The organism is Kutzneria kofuensis (assembly GCF_014203355.1).
GTDB classification, from domain to species: domain Bacteria; phylum Actinomycetota; class Actinomycetes; order Mycobacteriales; family Pseudonocardiaceae; genus Kutzneria; species Kutzneria kofuensis.
Map to the genome: position 1 here is coordinate 1,433,850 of NZ_JACHIR010000001.1, position 16,242 is coordinate 1,450,091.

Sequence of the window (16,242 nt, forward strand, 5' to 3'; positions counted from 1 at the left end):
GCGTAAAACCGGACAAGATGCGGACACCGTCCCGCAATTTTTTGATGCTTGACAGAAAAAGGGGCCGAACGGCTCAACCCCGATAGCGCCGCAGCACCCGATCCACCAGGGCGGGGGCGTCGCCGATGTAGTGCGCGGGGTCGAGCAGGTCGTCCAGCGGGAGCTCGGCCTCGATCTTGCCGGCGAGGACCTCGCGCAGGGACTTCCCGGTGGCCGACGCCTCCCGGGACGCCTCGCCGAGCACCTTCTTCGCGACGGCCTTGCCCAGCACCGGAGCCAGGGCGACGTTGAGACGTTCGCTGACGATGCCGCCACCGGACAGGGCCAGGTTGGCGGCCATGCGATCGGGGAACACCTCCAAGCCCTCGAGCAGCTCAGCGGCGGTGAAGGCGGCGCCGCCGACCAGGCGGAGGGATTCGCGGAGCGGCTGCCACTCGGCGTGCCAAGCGCCGCCGGGGCGCTCGTCCTCGGCGACCATGCTGGCGGCCAGCACCGACACCTGGGCGGGCACCTGGCGGGCAGCGGTGACGATCAACGTCGCCAGCACGGGATTGCGCTTCTGGGGCATGGCCGACGAAGCGCCCCGGCCGTCGGCGGCGGGCTCGGCGACCTCGCCGATCTCCGTGCGGGACAGGACCTGCACGTCGATGCCGATCTTGCCGAGGGCGCCGGCGACGAACTGCACCACGTTGCCGACGTCGACGATCGGGGTGCGCAGGGTGTGCCACGGGGCGACGGGTTCGGCGAGCCCGAGCTCCTCGGCGAAGGGGGCGACCAACGGCACACCGGCGTCGACGCCGGCCAGGCGGCCGTACTCCACATAGGCGGCAAGGGTTCCGGCGGCGCCGGCGAGCTCGGCCGGCAGCACCAGGGCTTCCAACCGGTCGATGGAGTCCAACACGAGCGACAGCCAGCCGGCCGCCTTCAGGCCGAAGGTGGTGGGCACGGCGTGCTGGGTCAACGTCCGGCCGGCGATCAACGTCGTCCGGTGCTCGGCGGCGAGCCGGGCCAACGCGTCGGCGCAGCGGCGGAGGTCGGCCAACAGCAGGGACCGAACCCGTTGCACGACAAGCATGGTGGCGCTGTCGAGGATGTCCTGGCTGGTGGAGCCCCGATGCACGTACTCGGCAACCTCAGCCGGCACCAGCTTCATGAGCGCCGGTACGAAGGCGACAACCGGGTTGGCGGCCCCGCGCGAGGCGACCGCCAGTTCGACAACGTCCAACTGCTCGGCAGAGACGGCGGAGATGGCCCTGGCGGCGCTGTCGGGCACGACCCCGAGCCGGGCCTGGGCCCGGGCCAGGGCGGCCTCGACGTCGACCATGGCCCGCAGCCAAGCCTCGTCGTCGGTCTCTCCTGCCACGGGCGTGCCGGCCCAGGTCGGCGCCAGCAACCCAGCGTCGGTACCGGTCACGCCAGCCTCCCAACCACCGCCACCGGCATCGTCCGCACGGCCAGCGCGGCGCGCGCGATGGCGTCGGAATCCTCCAGCGTCACCGAGCCGACGCCGGGACGGATACCGGCGGCGGTCACCCAGTGAACGTACTCGGTGGGCACGCCGTAGGCGAACCGAGCGGGATGGGGCCGGTTGGTGGCGTCGATCACGTGATACGGGCGAGCGGTGACGGCGACGCCGCCGCTCTCGAACGACTCGGAGCCCTCGTCGGGGATGTGGAAGGAACGGCACTGCCCGGTGACCTTGAGGTACCGCAGCAGCGGATTGGCGCTGCGGTTGAGGTCGACGTCGGGGATCCGGGCCTCGATGAGCGTGGTGACGGCGATCGGCGGAGCCGGCACGGAGGTCGCGTCGACCATGAACGTCTCGCCCAGGCCGACCCGAACACCGGGGCCGAGCACGCGCAGCACGCCGGCCTCCAGCAGCGCGGTCATCTCCTCGATCCGGCGCAGCGGCGGCCCGATGGACAGGAAGGCGTTGAACGGCGTGTACCAGCGGGCGAGTTCGTCACGGTAGGAGCCGCCGGTGATGCCGCCGTGGTCGACGACCATCCGGATCTCGTTGCGCAGGTCCCGAAGCGTGTCCAGTGCCGCCTTCAACGGGCTGGACACGTTGCCGCGCTTGGCCTCCCGCGCGTCGGAGCGCAGGTAGCCGAGCAGCCAGCGCTGGTAGTCGGCCTGGTCGGCGAACGCCTTCTCGCCGTACGGCTTGGCGATCCGCTCCCAGTTCCAGAGTTCTTCCGCCACCACGCCGAATCGAGCCAGCAGCTCGGAATCGTCCAGGCCGTCGCGAAGAGCTTCCACGTACAGCCGGGAGAACTCCGCAACCTGCGCCGGAGTCAGCCGGTCGGCCAGCAGCGTGGCGTAGTAGACGGCCCGGGCTTCCTTGTCGATCAACGGCCACACGTCACGCATGAACCGCACCCGACCGGACTTTCGCAGCCGCTCGATCACCGACGGGGTGAGGAAGGCCGGCTGGTGCCGACCGACCTGACCCTTCTGGTTCTCGCCACGGGCGTGGTGCGGGACGCCACGCCGGGATCCGGCATACAGCGCGGGTTCCAGACCGGAAGGGTGGTACACCAGCCCGTCCTCGGTGCGCTCGTAGCGGCCACCGCGGCCCTCGGTGAACAGCGCCAGGTAGTCGAAGAAGTTCAGCCCCAGCCCGCGCAGCGCCACCTTCTCCCCCGCCTCGATCCGGGACAGGTCCAGGTCCGCCGGGTTGCTCGGCGGAATGTAAGTCAGCCCCCGCTCCGCCGCGAAGTCCCGCAGCGTGGTCTCCTCGGCGGTCAGCACGACCGGCCCATGCCCCAACGCCAACACCACGGCGTCGAGATCGTCCACAGTGGACCCGTTCTTCAACCGCACGGTCTGCCGGCCATCAGGCTGGTCGTCGACGGCCACGGCGGTGCCCCGGTGCACCGTCACGTCGACCTCGCCGTCAAGAAGCTGCGTGAACACCCACTCCAGGTAGTGGCCGTACAACGCGCGGCTCGGATACGTGTCCGGCCCGAGATCAGCGGCCTCGGCCCGCACGTGCTCCGGATACTCGTCGCCCACACCGCAAGCCCACTCGTACAGGCTCGGCCCCGGCACGACCGGGCCCTCCAGCGGGACGCTGTCGTCCGTGTACAGGCTGACCTGCGACGCAACGGTGTTCATCAGCAGCGTGCCGGACTGGCTGATCCGCCACACACTGCCCGCGCCAGGCGGGTACGGGTCGATCACGTGCACCGCGACCGGCACGCCCGGCGCCCGGTTGGCGATGATCCGTTCCAGCACGGACGTGCCGCGCGGACCGGCCCCGATGATGCAGATCCTCACCGTGAAACCTCCGACAGGGCCTGGCAGACACCGTCCTGCCAGCTCGGCACGGTCGGCCGCCAGCCGAACTCGGCCCGGGCCTTGGCGTTGGACGCGCCGCGCTGCCGGGTCTGCTGGAACGCCCCGTACCAGCCGAGCAGCCGCTCCCCCAGGTCGACGGGAACCCGCTTGGGCTCGGGCGCACCGAGCAGTTCGGCGTAACCGGGCAGCCAGGCATGGGCCGGCGCGGGCTCGTCGTCCACGATGTTGAACACGCCGGTTGCCGCATGCTCGACGGCCGACGCCGCCGCCAGGGCGGCGTCCCGGACGTGCAGGAACGACGTGAGCCCGGCGCCGTCGCCGACCAGCGGCAGCCGTCCGAGGTGCACCGCCTGCCCGATCGCGCCGGAGGCGTCGTAGAGCGTGTACTGGCCGTACAAACTGCCGTACCGCAACACGATCGGCGCGAGGTCGTCGGCCGCCAGCACCAAGCGCTCCAGCTCGGCGACGGCCTGGACGGTCATCGCCCAGGTCGCGTCCGGAGCGTCCACGAACAGCGGCGCATCCTCGCCCAGCACGGGATCACCGGAAGGCGTCGTGGCAAAGGCGATGCTCTGCGCCACGATGCGCCGCGCGCCGGCGGCACGGGCCGCGTCGACCAGGTTGGCCGTGCCGACGCGGCGCACGTGCGCGGTCCGCTCGAAGACCTCCCAACGGGTGTCGCCGCTGGCCGGTCGCAACGCCGTCACCTGGTGCACCACGACCTCCGGCCGCGCCGCGGCGACGGCGGCCGCCAGCCCGGGCGCGTCCAACAGGTCCGCGGCCACCACGGCATCGGCGTCCACGTCCCGGGCGGAGCCGCGGGCCAGCGCGGTCACGTGGTGACCCGCCTTCCGCAGCAACGGAAGCAGCTCCCGCCCGATCACCCCGGTCGCACCGGCCAGCAGCACCCGCATCTCTCAGCCTCTCCCTCCGACCCGCATCAGCAGGCGGCACGCGGGATCCCCGTGCCGCAGGCAGGCGGTCGCCCTGTTCTCGGTCAGCGTCACGCCGAGCCCGTCCGACCAGCCGGCGTGGATCTCGGTGCAGGGGCACCGGTATCCGTCCAGCGAGCCGGCCATCCGGACCATCACCACGGCGAAGTTCTGCCGCATGGTCAGCTCCAGCAACTCGTCGTCGAGCGCCGTCACGCCGCCGTCCCGCAGCTCGTTCGGGAACATGATGTCGGCGCAGCGCTCGTACAGCTTGGCCAGCGTCGCCGAGTCGGCCTCCGCCACCGGCTCACCGTGCGCCCGCGCGACCTGCTTGCCCACGCGGGTGGCGACGAACCGCATCGCCTCGGCGTTGATCTCGTTGGCGACGTCCTGGCCGTAGCGGCTGGCGACCCCCTGGTACCAGCGGGCGTCGTGCAGCCACCACAGCCGGTACACCTCCATCGGAGCCCCCACGTCACTTCCCCTCGGCGCGCGCGACCAGCTCCTTGGCCCGTTCGCGCATCACCCGCTTGAGCACCTTACCGGTCACGCCGACGGTGACGTCGGTGTAATCCATGCGCAGCGCCCTGGTCACGGGCGGGAATCCGTGCTGCGCCAGCACTTCGTTCACCCACGCGGTCAGGTCCTCCGCCGGGTCCTCGGCCCCCGCGAACTGCAACAACACGTAGGCCTCGCCGATGCCGTCGCCGTCCCAGTCGGCCTGCACGCCGTCCTCGACGATCGCCGTCACGGTGCAGTCGACGAGTTCCGGCCGGTTGGCCAGCAGCAGTTCCTCGGTGCGGGTGCTGAAGACGATGCCGTCCTTGGTGCGGATGGCGTCCGGGACCCGGTCGAGGTGGTAGAAGTTGCCCTCCTCGTCCTGGTACGACAGGTCGCCGGTGAGCCAGTAGCCGCCCAGCCGCAGCCGGTGCCAGGTGATGGAGTCGTTCCAGTACCCGGGCGTCAGTGTCGGGGACTTGACGCCGAGCCGGCCGATCTCGCCGGGCGGCAGCGGGCGGCCGTCCTCGGACAGCACGGCCGCCTGGGCGAAGCTCATCGGCTTGCCGATGCAGCGGCCGAACGAGGCGCTGCCGGGCTTGTGCCCGTTGTGGAAGATGGAGTAGCCGGTCTCCGAGGAGCCGAGGCCGTCGGTGAACACCGAGCCGGGCACGCGGTGCGGCTTGAGGTCGGGGCCGATCTCCTCGTGGCTGCCCAGCCCCACCAACACCCGGATGTGCGCCTCGTGGGCCGCGTCGCCGGTGTTGTAGTACGCCTCGATGCTGGAAGTGTCCCACTGGGACAGATCGGCCGTGGCCATCTGCGCGTACGTGCCGGAGAAGCCGAAGACCGTGGTGGGCTTGAACTTCTGCACGGCGTCGAGCACGTCCTCGCCGCGCTGGCTGGACAGCATCATCACCGGCGAGCCGAGCAGCAGGCCGAACATCATCACCGACATGGCGGCGTTGTGGTTGCCCGGCAACGCGACCAGCAGCCGGCCCATCGAGCCGCCGACGGACAGCTTGAGCCGGTGCAGCTGGGCGTACAGCAGCGTCTCGTGGGTGTGCGGCACGGCCTTGGGCATGCCCGTGGTGCCGGAGGAGTGCGAGATGATGATCGGGTCGGTCTTGTCGTGCCGGTACGGCCAGCCGGTCTTCGGCAGGTGCTCGCGGTGCTCCGGCCTGACGTCGTCCGCCGTGACCACGAAGCCGAGTTCCCCGCTCTGGGCCAGGGTTTCGTGCCGCTCGGCGTCGGTGACCGCGCCGGAGGCGCCCTGCCGCCGGATGTACTCGCGGGCGATCTCGGGACGCAGCTTGGCGTTGGCGAAGGACGGGATCGCGCCGAGCGAGTTCACCGCCATGAAGTTGATCGCGAACTCGGTGCTGGACGCGGTGAGCACGCCGACCACGTCGCGGGGCTTGATGCCCTTGCTGGCGTAGAAACCGGCGTAGGTCTCGACGATCTCGTACAGCTCGCCGAGGGTGAGGACCTCGGGCCGGCTGCCGTCGGGGGCCTGCCAGGTGCCGTCGGTCCACAGCACCGGCTCGTCGAGCGGCCGCCCGTACGCCTTGATCCGGTGCAGCACGTTGCCGGCGCCGAGCTCGGTGTCCGCGTTGATCCGGGCGCGCTCTTCCTTGGTAATCACTGCGGGTCCCTTTCCAGCAGGAGCGCTGACGCGCCGTCGGTGGTCGGTGGGGTGCGGCCGAGCAGCCGGTACGCGGCCGCCGTCCGCTCGTCGGCGGCCAGCTCGACGGTGAGCAGCAGCACGGCGTCCAGCTCGGGGTCGGCCAGCAGCAGGTCGGCGGTCTCCAGCGGATCGTCATCCACTGTGGACACACTGAGCAGTGGCCCGGTGAGGTCGAACTCGCGGCTGAGGAAGCCCAGCACGGCGTTGGCGGTGGCCTGCATGAACAGGATGGCGTTGTGCACCTGGCCGTCGACGAGCAGCCGGCTGGCCAGGCTGGTGGTGGTCGAGTCGCCGACCAGGCTGGCCACCACCACGGCCAGCCGGGAGCCGTCGAACTCCCGGCCGTGCAGGCACTGCGCCGCGGCGTGGTAGACGAGCGGGTTGAAGGCGGACTCGATGAAGCCCGGCACCGGGTCGAGGTCCCCGGCGACTTCGGCGTGAGCGACGGTGATCACGCCGCCTCCAGCAGGATCGCGGTGTTCATGCCGCCGAACGCGGCGTTCAGCGACAACACGCGGTCGACGTGCGCCCGCCGCGGTCCCTCGGTCACGTAGTCGAGGTCGCAGGCCGGATCCGGGGTGGTGTACCCGGCCGTGGGGGGCAGCACGCCGTCGAGCAGAGTCAGGAGGGACACCACGAATTCCACCGCGCCGGAGGCTTCGAGCATGTGGCCGGTGGTGCTCTTCGTCGAGCTGATCGGGGTGTCGGGGCCCACCGCCGCGCGCAGGCCGTTCGTCTCCGCGCCGTCGTTGGCCGGGGTCCCCGTGCCGTGCGCGTTGACGTAGTCCACTCCGGACACTCCCGCGCGGCGGAACGCCTGCGAGATGGCCGAAGCGATGCCTCTGCCCTCGGGATGGGGCTTGGCGATGTGGAAGGCGTCCGAGGCGACGCCGAAGCCGGTCATCCGGGCCAGCACGGTCGCGCCGCGCCGGGCGGCGTGCTCCGCGGACTCCAGCACGATGGCGGCGACGCCGTCACCGAGCAGCAAACCGGTTCTGTCCGCCGAAAACGGCCGGACGACGCCGTCCCGCGACAGGGTGCGACCGGAGTCGAACTTGGCCATGTTCTCCTCCTCGACCAGGTACGCGCCGGCGCACAGGGCCACGTCCTGGCGGCCGGCGGCGATCAGCCGCCAGCCGTGGATCAGCGCCGTCGCCGAGGCCACGCAGGCGTTGGTGAACGCCAGCCGTGGGCCGCGAAAACCCACCCGGTCGGCCAGCCTTGCGGCCAGCACGCCGGGAACACCGTCACCCGGGTCGAAATCCTGGCCCCGGGAGAACCGGGTCACCGACTTCCAGTCGCCGGCCGAGCCGAGCAGCGTCGCGGCCGGGGTGTCGGCCGCCAGGCCGGCCATGTCCACGGCGTCGTCGGCGCAGCCGCCGAGCACGTCGACCAGAGCGGGGTCGCCGGCCGCGGCGGCGGTCATCGGCGTCCGGAACGGCGTCGGGTCGAACCGGCGCGCCGGCGCGAACACCTGCGTGCCGGTGAACACCCCGTCCCGCAACGCCTTCTCGCCCCAGCCGAACGCCGTGAACACACCGTACCCGGTGACGACGACCCCGCCGGTCATGCCCGGACCCGGTTCAGGTAGGCGGTGATCCGGGCGACGGACGTGAACTCGTCCAGCTCGGAGTCGTCCGGGTCGGCGTCCACCCCGAAGCGGGTCTTCACCTGGTGCAGCAGCCACACCAACGCCATCGAGTCGATCACCAGCTCGGCGTCGGACGGCAGGTCGGCCGGCAGGTCCGGGAAGATCCGCCGGTCGGCCAGCAGCTCCCGGACGTCCTGCTCGGTCACTGGGCGGCCTTCCGTCGCACGATGTCGGCCGCCAGCTGGCCCAGCGTCATGGCGCCGATGGCCTCGATGTCGGTGTCCGGGATCTTCACCTCGAACTCCCGCTCCAGCCGCAGCGTGAGCTCGACCAGGCTGAGCGACTCCAGGTCGATGCCGCTGGTGCCGATCGGGCTGTCGTCGGTGATCTTGTCCCGGTCGATCGGCACGTTCATCTCACCGGCGAGCGTGCTCAGCACGAACTCGCGCACCTGCGCATCCTGCAGGGTGGTCGCGGTCATGTTCTCTCGTTCCTCTCAGGCATACCAGGCCGATCAGGCAGATCGGGCCGATCGGCAGATCAGGCGGATCCGGAGACCAGCGCCGCCGCACGCAGCGCGCCGCGGTCGCGAATGAGCTTCCCGTTGGGGGTGCGGGGCAGCTTCGGCAGCACCCGCACCAGTTTCGGCACCTTGTAGTCGGCCAGGTGCTCGGCGCACCACCGGACCATGTCCTCCGCGGTCAACTCACCGTCCGCGGTGGACACATAAGCCTCGATGACATCGCCGTGCACCAGCACCGCCTCCGACACCGAGGCGTGCCGGGTCAGCACGTCCTCGATCTCGTGCAGGTCGACCTTGAGCCCGCCGATCACCACGAGCGAGTCGCCCCGGCCGAGCAGCCGGACCGTGCCGTCCACGGTCAGCTCGGCCCGGTCCCTGGTCCGCAGCCAGCCGTCGACGTACCGGTCCTGGCCGTCGGCGGTGAGGTACGGCGTCGCCGGCAGCCGCACCTCGACCTCGCCGTCACGGATGCGCAGCAGGATGCCCGGGGTGGCCGGGCCGACGGTCGGCCGCAGCCGCCCGCTGACGTCCATCGCGATCACGCCGGTCTCGGTGGTGCCGTACGACTCGCCGACCCGCACCCCGTACACCTCGTGGAACCGGTCCGCGACGGCCGGCGGCATCAACTCGCCGCCGGAGACCGCGCACCGCAGTGACGGCAGCACCGGCGGGTTCTCCGCGGTGGCCAGCAGCTCGTAGTGGAACGGCACGCCGAAGATCGCGCTGACCTCGTGCTGGGCGGCCGCCCGCAGGATGTCGGCGGCGGCCACCTTCGACGCGAACACCACGCCCACGCCGGCGAACAGCGAGTGCAGCAGCCCGGCGATCAGACCGAAGCTGTGCGCGGTCGAGCTCAGCAGCAGCACCCGCTCCCCCAGCGCCGGCATCCCGGTCAGCTGGTTGAACCGGCGGATCTCCTCGGCGATCGACGCCTCGGTGCGGCCGACCACCTTGGGCCGGCCGGTGGAGCCGGAGCTGAACTGGATCAGCCGGTGCTCGGTGGACGCCGGCAGGCCGTCGGCCCGCTTCTCGGTCACGAGCTCGTGCCGCGACCGGAAACTCAGCCGGGACCAGCCGGCCGCGCCGGCCCGGACCACGTGCTGCGGCCGGCACATCGCCCGCAGCTGCTCCACCTCGGCCGGCTTGAGCCGGTGATCCACGATCATCACCTGCGCGCCGAGCTGCCACAGCGCCAGCAACACCTCGATCTGGGTGAAGCTGGGCGGCACCTGCAGCGCGACGGTGCTGCCCTCGCGCACGCCGGCCGAGGCGAACAGCGCCGCCTCCTGCCGCACCGCCTCGCGCAGTTCCCCGTGCGTCACAACGTGATCGGCGATCAGGTAGGGCAGGTCGTCGGGATGTTCGGACAACAGGTCGGAGACGAGCTGCATGGCTCAGCTCTCCTTGCAGAACTCGCCGATCGGGATGCCGACGTGTCGCTTGTCGGTGGCGATGTAGCCGAGGAGCTCGTCGCCCTGCGCCAGCTCCGTGACGTTGCGCACCTTCGGCCCCGGGCCGAGCACCCGCACGTGCCAGTCGTCCTGCACGGTCAGGCTCACCTCGACGCCGTCCTGCGAGTGCGCGGTGATCTGCAGCAGCGGGCGCGACTCCAGCTTCGCCCGGCCGACCACGACCCGGCGGGTGCGGCCCTCGGTGTTCACCGCCAACACGGTGCTGCCGGAGTGCAGCTCGCTCAGGTAGTTGGTGCGGTTGTCCGGGCCGAGCACGTACGAGTGCAGTGCGCCGGCGTTGACCCGGAACGGCCGGGTCGGCATGTACGGCAGCGGGTGCGTCTCGCTGACGCACAGGATGAAGCCGGACGAGTAGGAGCCGACCAGGATGCCCTCGTCCTGCTCGAAGTGCGAGCAGGTGTCGACGCAGACCCGGTCGCCGAGGCCGACGTGGTCGATGCGCTCCACCGTGAGGGTCGACAGCTGCAGGTCGTTGGTGCCGGCCTCGAGCAGCCGGGCCAGCTGGAACACCTCGTTGGCGTCACGCGGCGCGAGCAGCAGGCCGTCCGAGCCGTGTTCGAGGACGTCCAGCACGATGGTGGCTTCCTCGATGTCGCCGACGACACACACCAGCTTGCCGTCCGAGCGGTCGGCGGCCGCGATGACGATCTCCAGCGGGATCTTCGTGGGGTCGGTGAAGCTGACGATGGTCCACGGCAGCCGGGCCGCCGCGGTGCAGGCCAGCTGCAGCGTCCGGTCGTCGCTGACCCGGACGAAGACCACGCCGGTGTGGCCGGCGGCGATCAGCCGGTCCAGCTGGTCGGCATCGTCGACCGTCGTCGTGACGAGGTCGGCGGTCCCCGACTCGGGGCCCAGCAACACCTTCTGCACGGTCGGCGGGAGCGTCGCCAGCAGCGCGGGGTCGTCCGAGACGACGCCGGCGATCCGGGCGTGCACGGCGGCCGCGACCACGGCCTCCAGCTGCGGCTGGGGAACGGTGCGCAGGTCGATCCAAGCGAATTTCACGCTGTCTCCAAGAGTTGGGCGGCGGCCTGGGCCGGGTGCAGCACGGCGGCGAGCTTGTTCATCAGGGAGCGGGGAGTCGGTGAGGTGAAGATCCGGCGGCCCACGGCGAGGCCGGCGCAGCCGGCGTCCAGCGCGGTGCGGGCGTAGTCGACCAGGCCCGAGCCGTCGGGGTCGGTGTCGGCAGCGGGGCCGCCGGCGACCAGCACCGGGATCGGGCAGCTGGCGGTCACCTCCGCCATCCGCTCGGCGGGCAGCGCCATCGACGTCTTGACGATGTCCGCGCCCAGGTCGGCGGCGATGTTGACGACGTGTGAGAGCACGGTGGGGTCGAACGAGCTTTCCATCCGCGGACCGCGGGCGTAGGCCATCGCGATCAGCGGCACGTTCCACACCTGGCACTGGCTGGCGACCGTGCCCAGGTCGGCCAGCTGCTTGGCCTCGGTGTCGGAGCCGACGTTGACGTGCACGCTGACCGCGTCCGCGCCCAGCCGCAGCGCGTCCTCCACGTCCCCGACGAGCACCTTGGCGTGCTGGTCGGCGGCATGCGACGTGCCGGCGGACAGGTGCACGACCAGCGCGCAGTCCTCCAGCAGCGCCGGGTCGATGGCCCGCATCCGTCCCTTGTGGACGATGATGGCGTCGGCCCCGCCGAGCACGACGGAGCGGATCAGCTCGTCCCATTCCTCGTTGGGCACCACCGGCCCGTCCGACACGCTGTGGTCCAGCGGCACGAACAGGTGCCGGCCGTCCCCGGCGCGCGACAGGCGCCGGGTGCGGAACGCCTTCCCGGGATCGGCCACGGTGCGCACCTCCTGTTCAAACGGTTCGGCGATCGATTGAATGATTGACGGTTAAACGAAGCCGAGACAACTAACAGATCGCGATAACTTCGCAGTTATGTCCGCCCAGAGATTGTTCCGATGATGGCTGACGTGAACTCTGATGAGACTTTGAAGAGTGTCTGCTATGAGCGGCGCGCGAGTTTGGTCAAGTGTCAAAGGTACGAACGTCCACGCAGGCAGACGGCCTATGGTTGACCTTGCGGGGCCTCGCTAGCATGGCTGACAGCGGGCCGGCAACGGCCGTGCCGACGCATATTCTTCACATGATCGGAGTCGATCGTGGCATTTTCCGTGCACGTTGCGGTGGCATACCACGGCGGTGCAGGACACACGGCCAGATTTGCCGGCGCCGTGCATGCCGGCGCCTCATCGGTGAGCGGCTGCGAATCGACGCTGGTCAGCGTGGACACGATCGACGAGGCGGGCTGGGCCGCCTTGGACGCCGCGCACGCCATCGTGTTCGGCGCGCCCACCTACATGGGCACCGCCTCGGCGGCGTTCCACGCGTTCGCCGAGAGCACGTCCCGGCGCTTCCTGCGGCAGACCTGGCACGACAAGCTCGCCGCCGGCTTCACCAACTCCGGCGACAAGGCCGGCGACAAGGCCTCGACGCTGGGCTACTTCCAGACGCTGGCGGCCCAGCACGGGATGACCTGGGTCAACCTCGGCCTGAAATCCGGCTGGAACACCGCGCGCGGCAGCGAACACGACATGAACCGGCTGGGCTTCCACGACGGCGCCGCCGCGCAGTCGTTGCTGGGCAGCCGGCCCGACGACGTGCACGCGGCCGACCTGGCCACCGCCGAGCACCTGGGCCGGCGCGTCGCCGAGCAGGCCACGATCTTCGTCGCCGGCCGCGCGGCGCTGGCCCCGGTGTCGTGACCGTCACGGAGAATCCCGTTGTACGGCCCCGGATCTGGGCGGCCGTGCTGGGCGTCGCCGTGCTCGCGCAGACGGTGTCGGCGATGGACAGCTCGGTGCTCAACCTGGCCGTGAAGACCCTGGCCGACCCGGTGGCCGGGCTCGGCGCCGGCACCGGCGAGCTGGCCTGGGCGATCAGCGCCTACACCGTCGTGTACGCGGCGGCGATGTTCGCCGGCGGCGCGCTGGCCGACCGGTTCGGTCCGCGCTGGGCGTTGTGCGCCGGTCTCGTGGTGTTCATGGTCACGTCCACGGTGGCGGCGTTTTCGGTGACACCGCTGGAACTTGTGCTGTGCCGCGGCGGCATGGGCGTCGGTGCGGCGCTCATCACGCCGGCGACGCTGTCGGTGGCGCTGCGGGCGTCGCAGCCGGCGCAGCGGCCGAAGGCGGTGGCGATCTGGGCCTCGGCGGCCGCGGTCGGCCTGGCCATCGGCCCGATCGTCGGCGGCCTGCTGCTGAGCCGGTTGTGGTGGGGCTCGGTGTTTCTGCTCAACGTGCCCGTGACGCTGATCTGCCTGGTGGGTACCGCGTTGTGGGTGCCCCGGCTGCACGTCGCGCAGAAGCGGCCGCTGGACTGGCCGGGGCTCGTGCTGTCCTTCGGCGGCCTGCTCGGCGTGGTCTACGGCGTGATCCAGATCGGCGGCGACGTCGGCTGGGACTCGCCGTCCGTGCTGGCGCCGCTGCTCGCCGGCCTGCTGTTGCTGGCCGTGTTCGCCGTGCAGCAAAGCCGTTCCAAGGCACCGAGTTTCGACGTCCGGCTGTTCCTGCGGCGTCGGTTCGCCGGCGGCGGCCTGGTGCTGACCGTGGCCTTCTTCGGCATCACCGGGCAGCTGTTCTACGCCTCGTTCTATCTGCAGGACGTGCTGGGGTTGAGTCCGCTCGGCGCGGGGCTGGCGATCGCGCCGACCGCGGCCGGCATCCTCGCCGGCAACCTGTGGGCGCCGGCCCTGGTGCGGCGCTGGTCGGTGCGCGGGGTCGCGTCCGTCGGCATGATCGTCACCGTCGGCACGCTCGCGTGCTACCTGGTGTTCGACGCCTCCACACCGATCGTCCTGTTCGGACTGATGATGCTGGTGCAGGGGTTTTCGATGGGCACGGTCGTGGTACCCGCGACCAGCGCGGCGATGGACGACCTGCCGGCCGAGCGCAGCGGCGCCGGCTCCGCCGTCACGTCCGGGCTGCGGCAGCTCGGCGGCACGCTCGGCATCGCCGTCGGCAGCACGATCCTGAGCGCCTGGTACCGATCCGGGCTCCGGCCCGCGCTGTCCGGGCTGCCGGACGATCTCGCACAACAGGCCCTCGGCTCGGCGCAGGCGGCGCTGTCCGTCGCCCGCGCGGCCGGTCGGCCCGAACTGGCGGAGGCCGCCACCTCCGCGTATCTGCACGCGATGCGGGTCACCGCCGGCACGAGCGCCGTCCTGTGCCTGAGCGGACTGGTCCTGATCGCCGTGTGTCTGGGTGGCACATCCGACTGAGGGGAAGATCGATGCAGGTCGAGTTGCGACATCTCCAGGTGATCCAGTCCGTCGCGGACGCCGGCAGCATCAGCCGCGCGGCCGCGCAGCTACGGATCGCGCAGTCCGGCCTGACCGCGCAGGTGCAGCGGATCGAGCAGGAGCTCGGCGGCGCCCTGTTCCGCCGCACCCCGAGCGGTGTCGCGCTCACCGACCTCGGCCAACACGTCGTCGCGCGGGCGCGGGACGTGTTGGCGCAGTTCGACGACCTGGTGGAGAGCACGAAGGTGCTCGCGGTGCGGGACGAGCCGCCGGCCGCGATCCGGGTGTGCGGGCCGCTCGGCCCGATCACGCCGATGCTGGCCAGCGCCGTGCGCGAGCTGATGCCGGACCGGGAGCAGGTCACGCAGCTGGCCCACACCCCCGAGACCCTGAACGAGGTGCTGCACGCCTCCGACTTCGACATCGCCGTCTACGGGCAGCAGCCGTCGGTGCCGGTTCAGCTGCCGGAGGGGTTGCGCACGCGCAATCTCGTCAACGAGACCGCCTACATCGGGCTGTCCGCGTCCCATCGGCTGGCCGACCGGATGGCGTTGCGGCTGGCCGATCTCGCCGACGAGGACTGGGTGCTGCCCAACGAGAAGCTGTCCGGGCTGACCACGTCGCTACGGCTGGCCTGCGAGGAGGCCGGCTTCACGCCGCGCTGCCGGCACCGCGGCGCGGACATGGCCACCGCGGCGATGATGGTCCGATGTGGACACGCCATCGCCGCGTTCTACCCCTCGGCCGTGACGGTGCCGGGCATGGTGCTGCGCCCGCTGGTGGGAAACCCGTTGCAGCGCACCATGCAGCTGGTGTGGCGGCCGACCTCCCCGGTCGCCGGGCTCGCGGACCTGGTGCACGCCAAGGTGGTCAAGCGCTACCAGACCCTGGTGCACGACCATCCCGTGTACGCCGCGTGGTGGGAGTCCGCCACCGCCGTCAGCCCGTGAAGCGGCCGTCGAACAGGATCTTCGCGACCTGGTTGTCGGTCGCCTGGCCCTCGTCGTAGCCGCCCTGCCCCTGCAGGCTGTTCATGACGGCCAGGGTGTACCGGGCGTCGGGGCCGACGAAGCCGACCGTGTTCATCACCCAGCCGCCCTGTTCCAGCGACCACCCGTCCTTGTTGCCCGGCTGCGCCGCCGGACCGGCTGCCCACACGCCCCACTGCTGGTCCGGCGCCACCGCGCGCAGCTGCCCGACGATGTAGTCGCGCAGGTCCGCCGGCAGCTTGGTCAGGACGTAGTTGATCAGCCCGTCGAGGTCGTCCGGCGTGCACTTCTGGAAGCCCCAGTAGGGGTAGAAGTTGCTGAAGCCCTTCTGCGGCTGGAGCGAGGTCATGCCGTAGCTCGGGAAGGCGTTGTTGAACGCCATGTGGTCGGCGCCCGCGTACTTGAACCAGAGCGAGTCCGCGGCCTTGTCGTCGGAGCTGTTGAGCATGCGCCGGATCAGTTCGCGGTCGTCCGCGGTCAGCTTGATCTGCCCGGCCCGGTCCCGCAGGAACAGGTTGACCGTCATCGCCAGCTTGATCGTGGACGCGGTCCAGACCAGGTCGCCGGCCTTGTCGTTGCGCCACACCTGGCCGGTCTGCCGGTCACGCAGCACGATGCCGGTCGCGCCCGGCCGCGTGGCGACGTACGCCTGCGCCTTCTGGATGCGCTGGCGCAGGTCGCAGTCGAAGTCCGTGCCCGGCGCCGGGCAGGTCGGGGTGGCGCTGGTGGTGGTCGCGGTCGTCGTCGACGACGTCGTGGAGTTCTTGAGGTCCTGCACGCTCGCGGTGACCGGTGGCAGCGCGGACTCCGGCACGCCGGCGTCGCCGCACGCGGCGACGACCAGGGCAGCAAGCAAGAGCGCGCACCCGCGCAGCGCCATTCGGATCACCAGTGCAGGCTAATGGGCGCGTGACCGCCCGTTGTTGACGGGCCGGGCACACTGTGGAAGCCTGGCCGACATTGGTCTAGTCCAATGGAACGTGATA

At 71.1% G+C, this 16,242-nt stretch carries 16 protein-coding genes; 3 read left to right on the top strand and 13 right to left on the bottom strand.

Going from position 1 to position 16,242, the window contains the following annotated elements; genetic code table 11:
* Positions 1-73 precede the first annotated feature (73 nt).
* From pcaB to BJ998_RS06540, 12 genes are read right to left on the bottom strand one after another with little or no spacing between them, the layout of a single operon-like run.
* Positions 74-1,414, bottom strand: a complete 1,341-nt coding sequence (gene pcaB / locus BJ998_RS06485; protein ID WP_184859398.1) for a 3-carboxy-cis,cis-muconate cycloisomerase — start codon at positions 1,412-1,414, stop codon at positions 74-76.
* Positions 1,411-3,279, bottom strand: a complete 1,869-nt coding sequence (locus BJ998_RS06490) for an FAD/NAD(P)-binding protein (RefSeq protein ID WP_184859399.1) — start codon at positions 3,277-3,279, stop codon at positions 1,411-1,413. The genes pcaB and BJ998_RS06490 overlap by 4 nt, the downstream gene beginning before the upstream one ends.
* Positions 3,276-4,214 carry a 3-diazoavenalumate denitrifying reductase gene (gene avaA7, locus BJ998_RS06495; protein ID WP_184859401.1) on the bottom strand — a complete coding sequence of 313 codons (939 nt, stop codon included), beginning with the start codon at positions 4,212-4,214 and terminating at the stop codon, positions 3,276-3,278. The genes BJ998_RS06490 and avaA7 overlap by 4 nt, the downstream gene beginning before the upstream one ends.
* Positions 4,215-4,217: 3 nt before the next feature.
* The gene (locus tag BJ998_RS06500) at positions 4,218-4,706 is read right to left on the bottom strand and encodes a hypothetical protein (RefSeq protein WP_312889958.1); all 489 of its coding nucleotides are present in this window, start codon (positions 4,704-4,706) and stop codon (positions 4,218-4,220) included.
* A gap of 1 nt (position 4,707) precedes the next feature.
* Positions 4,708-6,375 (bottom strand): 3-aminoavenalumate diazotase, encoded by a 1,668-nt coding sequence (avaA6, locus tag BJ998_RS06505; RefSeq protein WP_184859403.1) that lies wholly within the window; start codon positions 6,373-6,375, stop codon positions 4,708-4,710.
* On the bottom strand, positions 6,372-6,872 hold the full coding sequence (locus BJ998_RS06510) for a hypothetical protein (RefSeq protein ID WP_184859405.1): 501 nt from the start codon (positions 6,870-6,872) through the stop codon (positions 6,372-6,374). The genes avaA6 and BJ998_RS06510 overlap by 4 nt, the downstream gene beginning before the upstream one ends.
* The gene (locus BJ998_RS06515; protein ID WP_184859407.1) at positions 6,869-7,987 is read right to left on the bottom strand and encodes a beta-ketoacyl-[acyl-carrier-protein] synthase family protein; all 1,119 of its coding nucleotides are present in this window, start codon (positions 7,985-7,987) and stop codon (positions 6,869-6,871) included. Before BJ998_RS06515 ends, BJ998_RS06510 begins: the two co-directional genes overlap by 4 nt.
* A complete protein-coding gene (locus tag BJ998_RS06520; protein ID WP_184859409.1) occupies positions 7,984-8,214 on the bottom strand; it encodes a phosphopantetheine-binding protein in 231 nt (76 codons plus the stop codon). Before BJ998_RS06520 ends, BJ998_RS06515 begins: the two co-directional genes overlap by 4 nt.
* Positions 8,211-8,489, bottom strand: a complete 279-nt coding sequence (locus tag BJ998_RS06525) for an acyl carrier protein (protein ID WP_184859411.1) — start codon at positions 8,487-8,489, stop codon at positions 8,211-8,213. The genes BJ998_RS06520 and BJ998_RS06525 overlap by 4 nt, the downstream gene beginning before the upstream one ends.
* Before the next feature lie 59 nt (positions 8,490-8,548).
* On the bottom strand, positions 8,549-9,922 hold the full coding sequence (locus BJ998_RS06530) for a class I adenylate-forming enzyme family protein (RefSeq protein WP_184859413.1): 1,374 nt from the start codon (positions 9,920-9,922) through the stop codon (positions 8,549-8,551).
* 3 nt (positions 9,923-9,925) lie between these two features.
* Positions 9,926-11,008 carry a 3-dehydroquinate synthase II family protein gene (locus BJ998_RS06535; RefSeq protein WP_184859414.1) on the bottom strand — a complete coding sequence of 361 codons (1,083 nt, stop codon included), beginning with the start codon at positions 11,006-11,008 and terminating at the stop codon, positions 9,926-9,928.
* Positions 11,005-11,808, bottom strand: coding sequence for a 2-amino-3,7-dideoxy-D-threo-hept-6-ulosonate synthase (locus BJ998_RS06540; protein ID WP_184859416.1), 804 nt, complete (start codon positions 11,806-11,808; stop codon positions 11,005-11,007). Before BJ998_RS06540 ends, BJ998_RS06535 begins: the two co-directional genes overlap by 4 nt.
* A gap of 444 nt (positions 11,809-12,252) precedes the next feature.
* Here BJ998_RS06540 and BJ998_RS06545 point away from each other — a divergent pair, with 444 nt between their 5' ends.
* The 3 genes from BJ998_RS06545 to BJ998_RS06555 are packed head-to-tail and all read left to right on the top strand — an operon-like array spanning position 12,253 to position 15,217.
* Complete coding sequence (locus tag BJ998_RS06545) at positions 12,253-12,732, top strand: flavodoxin family protein (protein WP_312889959.1); 480 nt, start codon at positions 12,253-12,255, stop codon at positions 12,730-12,732.
* The gene (locus BJ998_RS06550) at positions 12,729-14,246 is read left to right on the top strand and encodes an MFS transporter (RefSeq protein WP_184859418.1); all 1,518 of its coding nucleotides are present in this window, start codon (positions 12,729-12,731) and stop codon (positions 14,244-14,246) included. Before BJ998_RS06545 ends, BJ998_RS06550 begins: the two co-directional genes overlap by 4 nt.
* A gap of 11 nt (positions 14,247-14,257) precedes the next feature.
* Positions 14,258-15,217, top strand: a complete 960-nt coding sequence (locus BJ998_RS06555; protein ID WP_184859420.1) for a LysR family transcriptional regulator — start codon at positions 14,258-14,260, stop codon at positions 15,215-15,217.
* Here BJ998_RS06555 and BJ998_RS06560 read toward each other — a convergent pair.
* Entirely contained in the window at positions 15,207-16,136 is a 930-nt protein-coding gene (locus BJ998_RS06560) for a serine hydrolase (protein WP_221338489.1), read from the bottom strand. The genes BJ998_RS06555 and BJ998_RS06560 overlap by 11 nt on opposite strands.
* Positions 16,137-16,242: the final 106 nt, after the last annotated feature.

Bases quoted from the DNA above. Each gene is read 5' to 3' on its own strand.
- BJ998_RS06560 (WP_221338489.1), bottom strand. From the start codon at position 16,136: ATGGCGCTGCGCGGGTGCGCGCTCTTGCTTGCTGCCCTGGTCGTCGCC.
- BJ998_RS06515 (WP_184859407.1), bottom strand. From the start codon at position 7,987: ATGACCGGCGGGGTCGTCGTCACCGGGTACGGTGTGTTCACGGCGTTC.
- avaA7 (WP_184859401.1), bottom strand. From the start codon at position 4,214: ATGCGGGTGCTGCTGGCCGGTGCGACCGGGGTGATCGGGCGGGAGCTG.
- BJ998_RS06525 (WP_184859411.1), bottom strand. From the start codon at position 8,489: ATGACCGCGACCACCCTGCAGGATGCGCAGGTGCGCGAGTTCGTGCTG.
- BJ998_RS06530 (WP_184859413.1), bottom strand. From the start codon at position 9,922: ATGCAGCTCGTCTCCGACCTGTTGTCCGAACATCCCGACGACCTGCCC.
- BJ998_RS06555 (WP_184859420.1), top strand. From the start codon at position 14,258: ATGCAGGTCGAGTTGCGACATCTCCAGGTGATCCAGTCCGTCGCGGAC.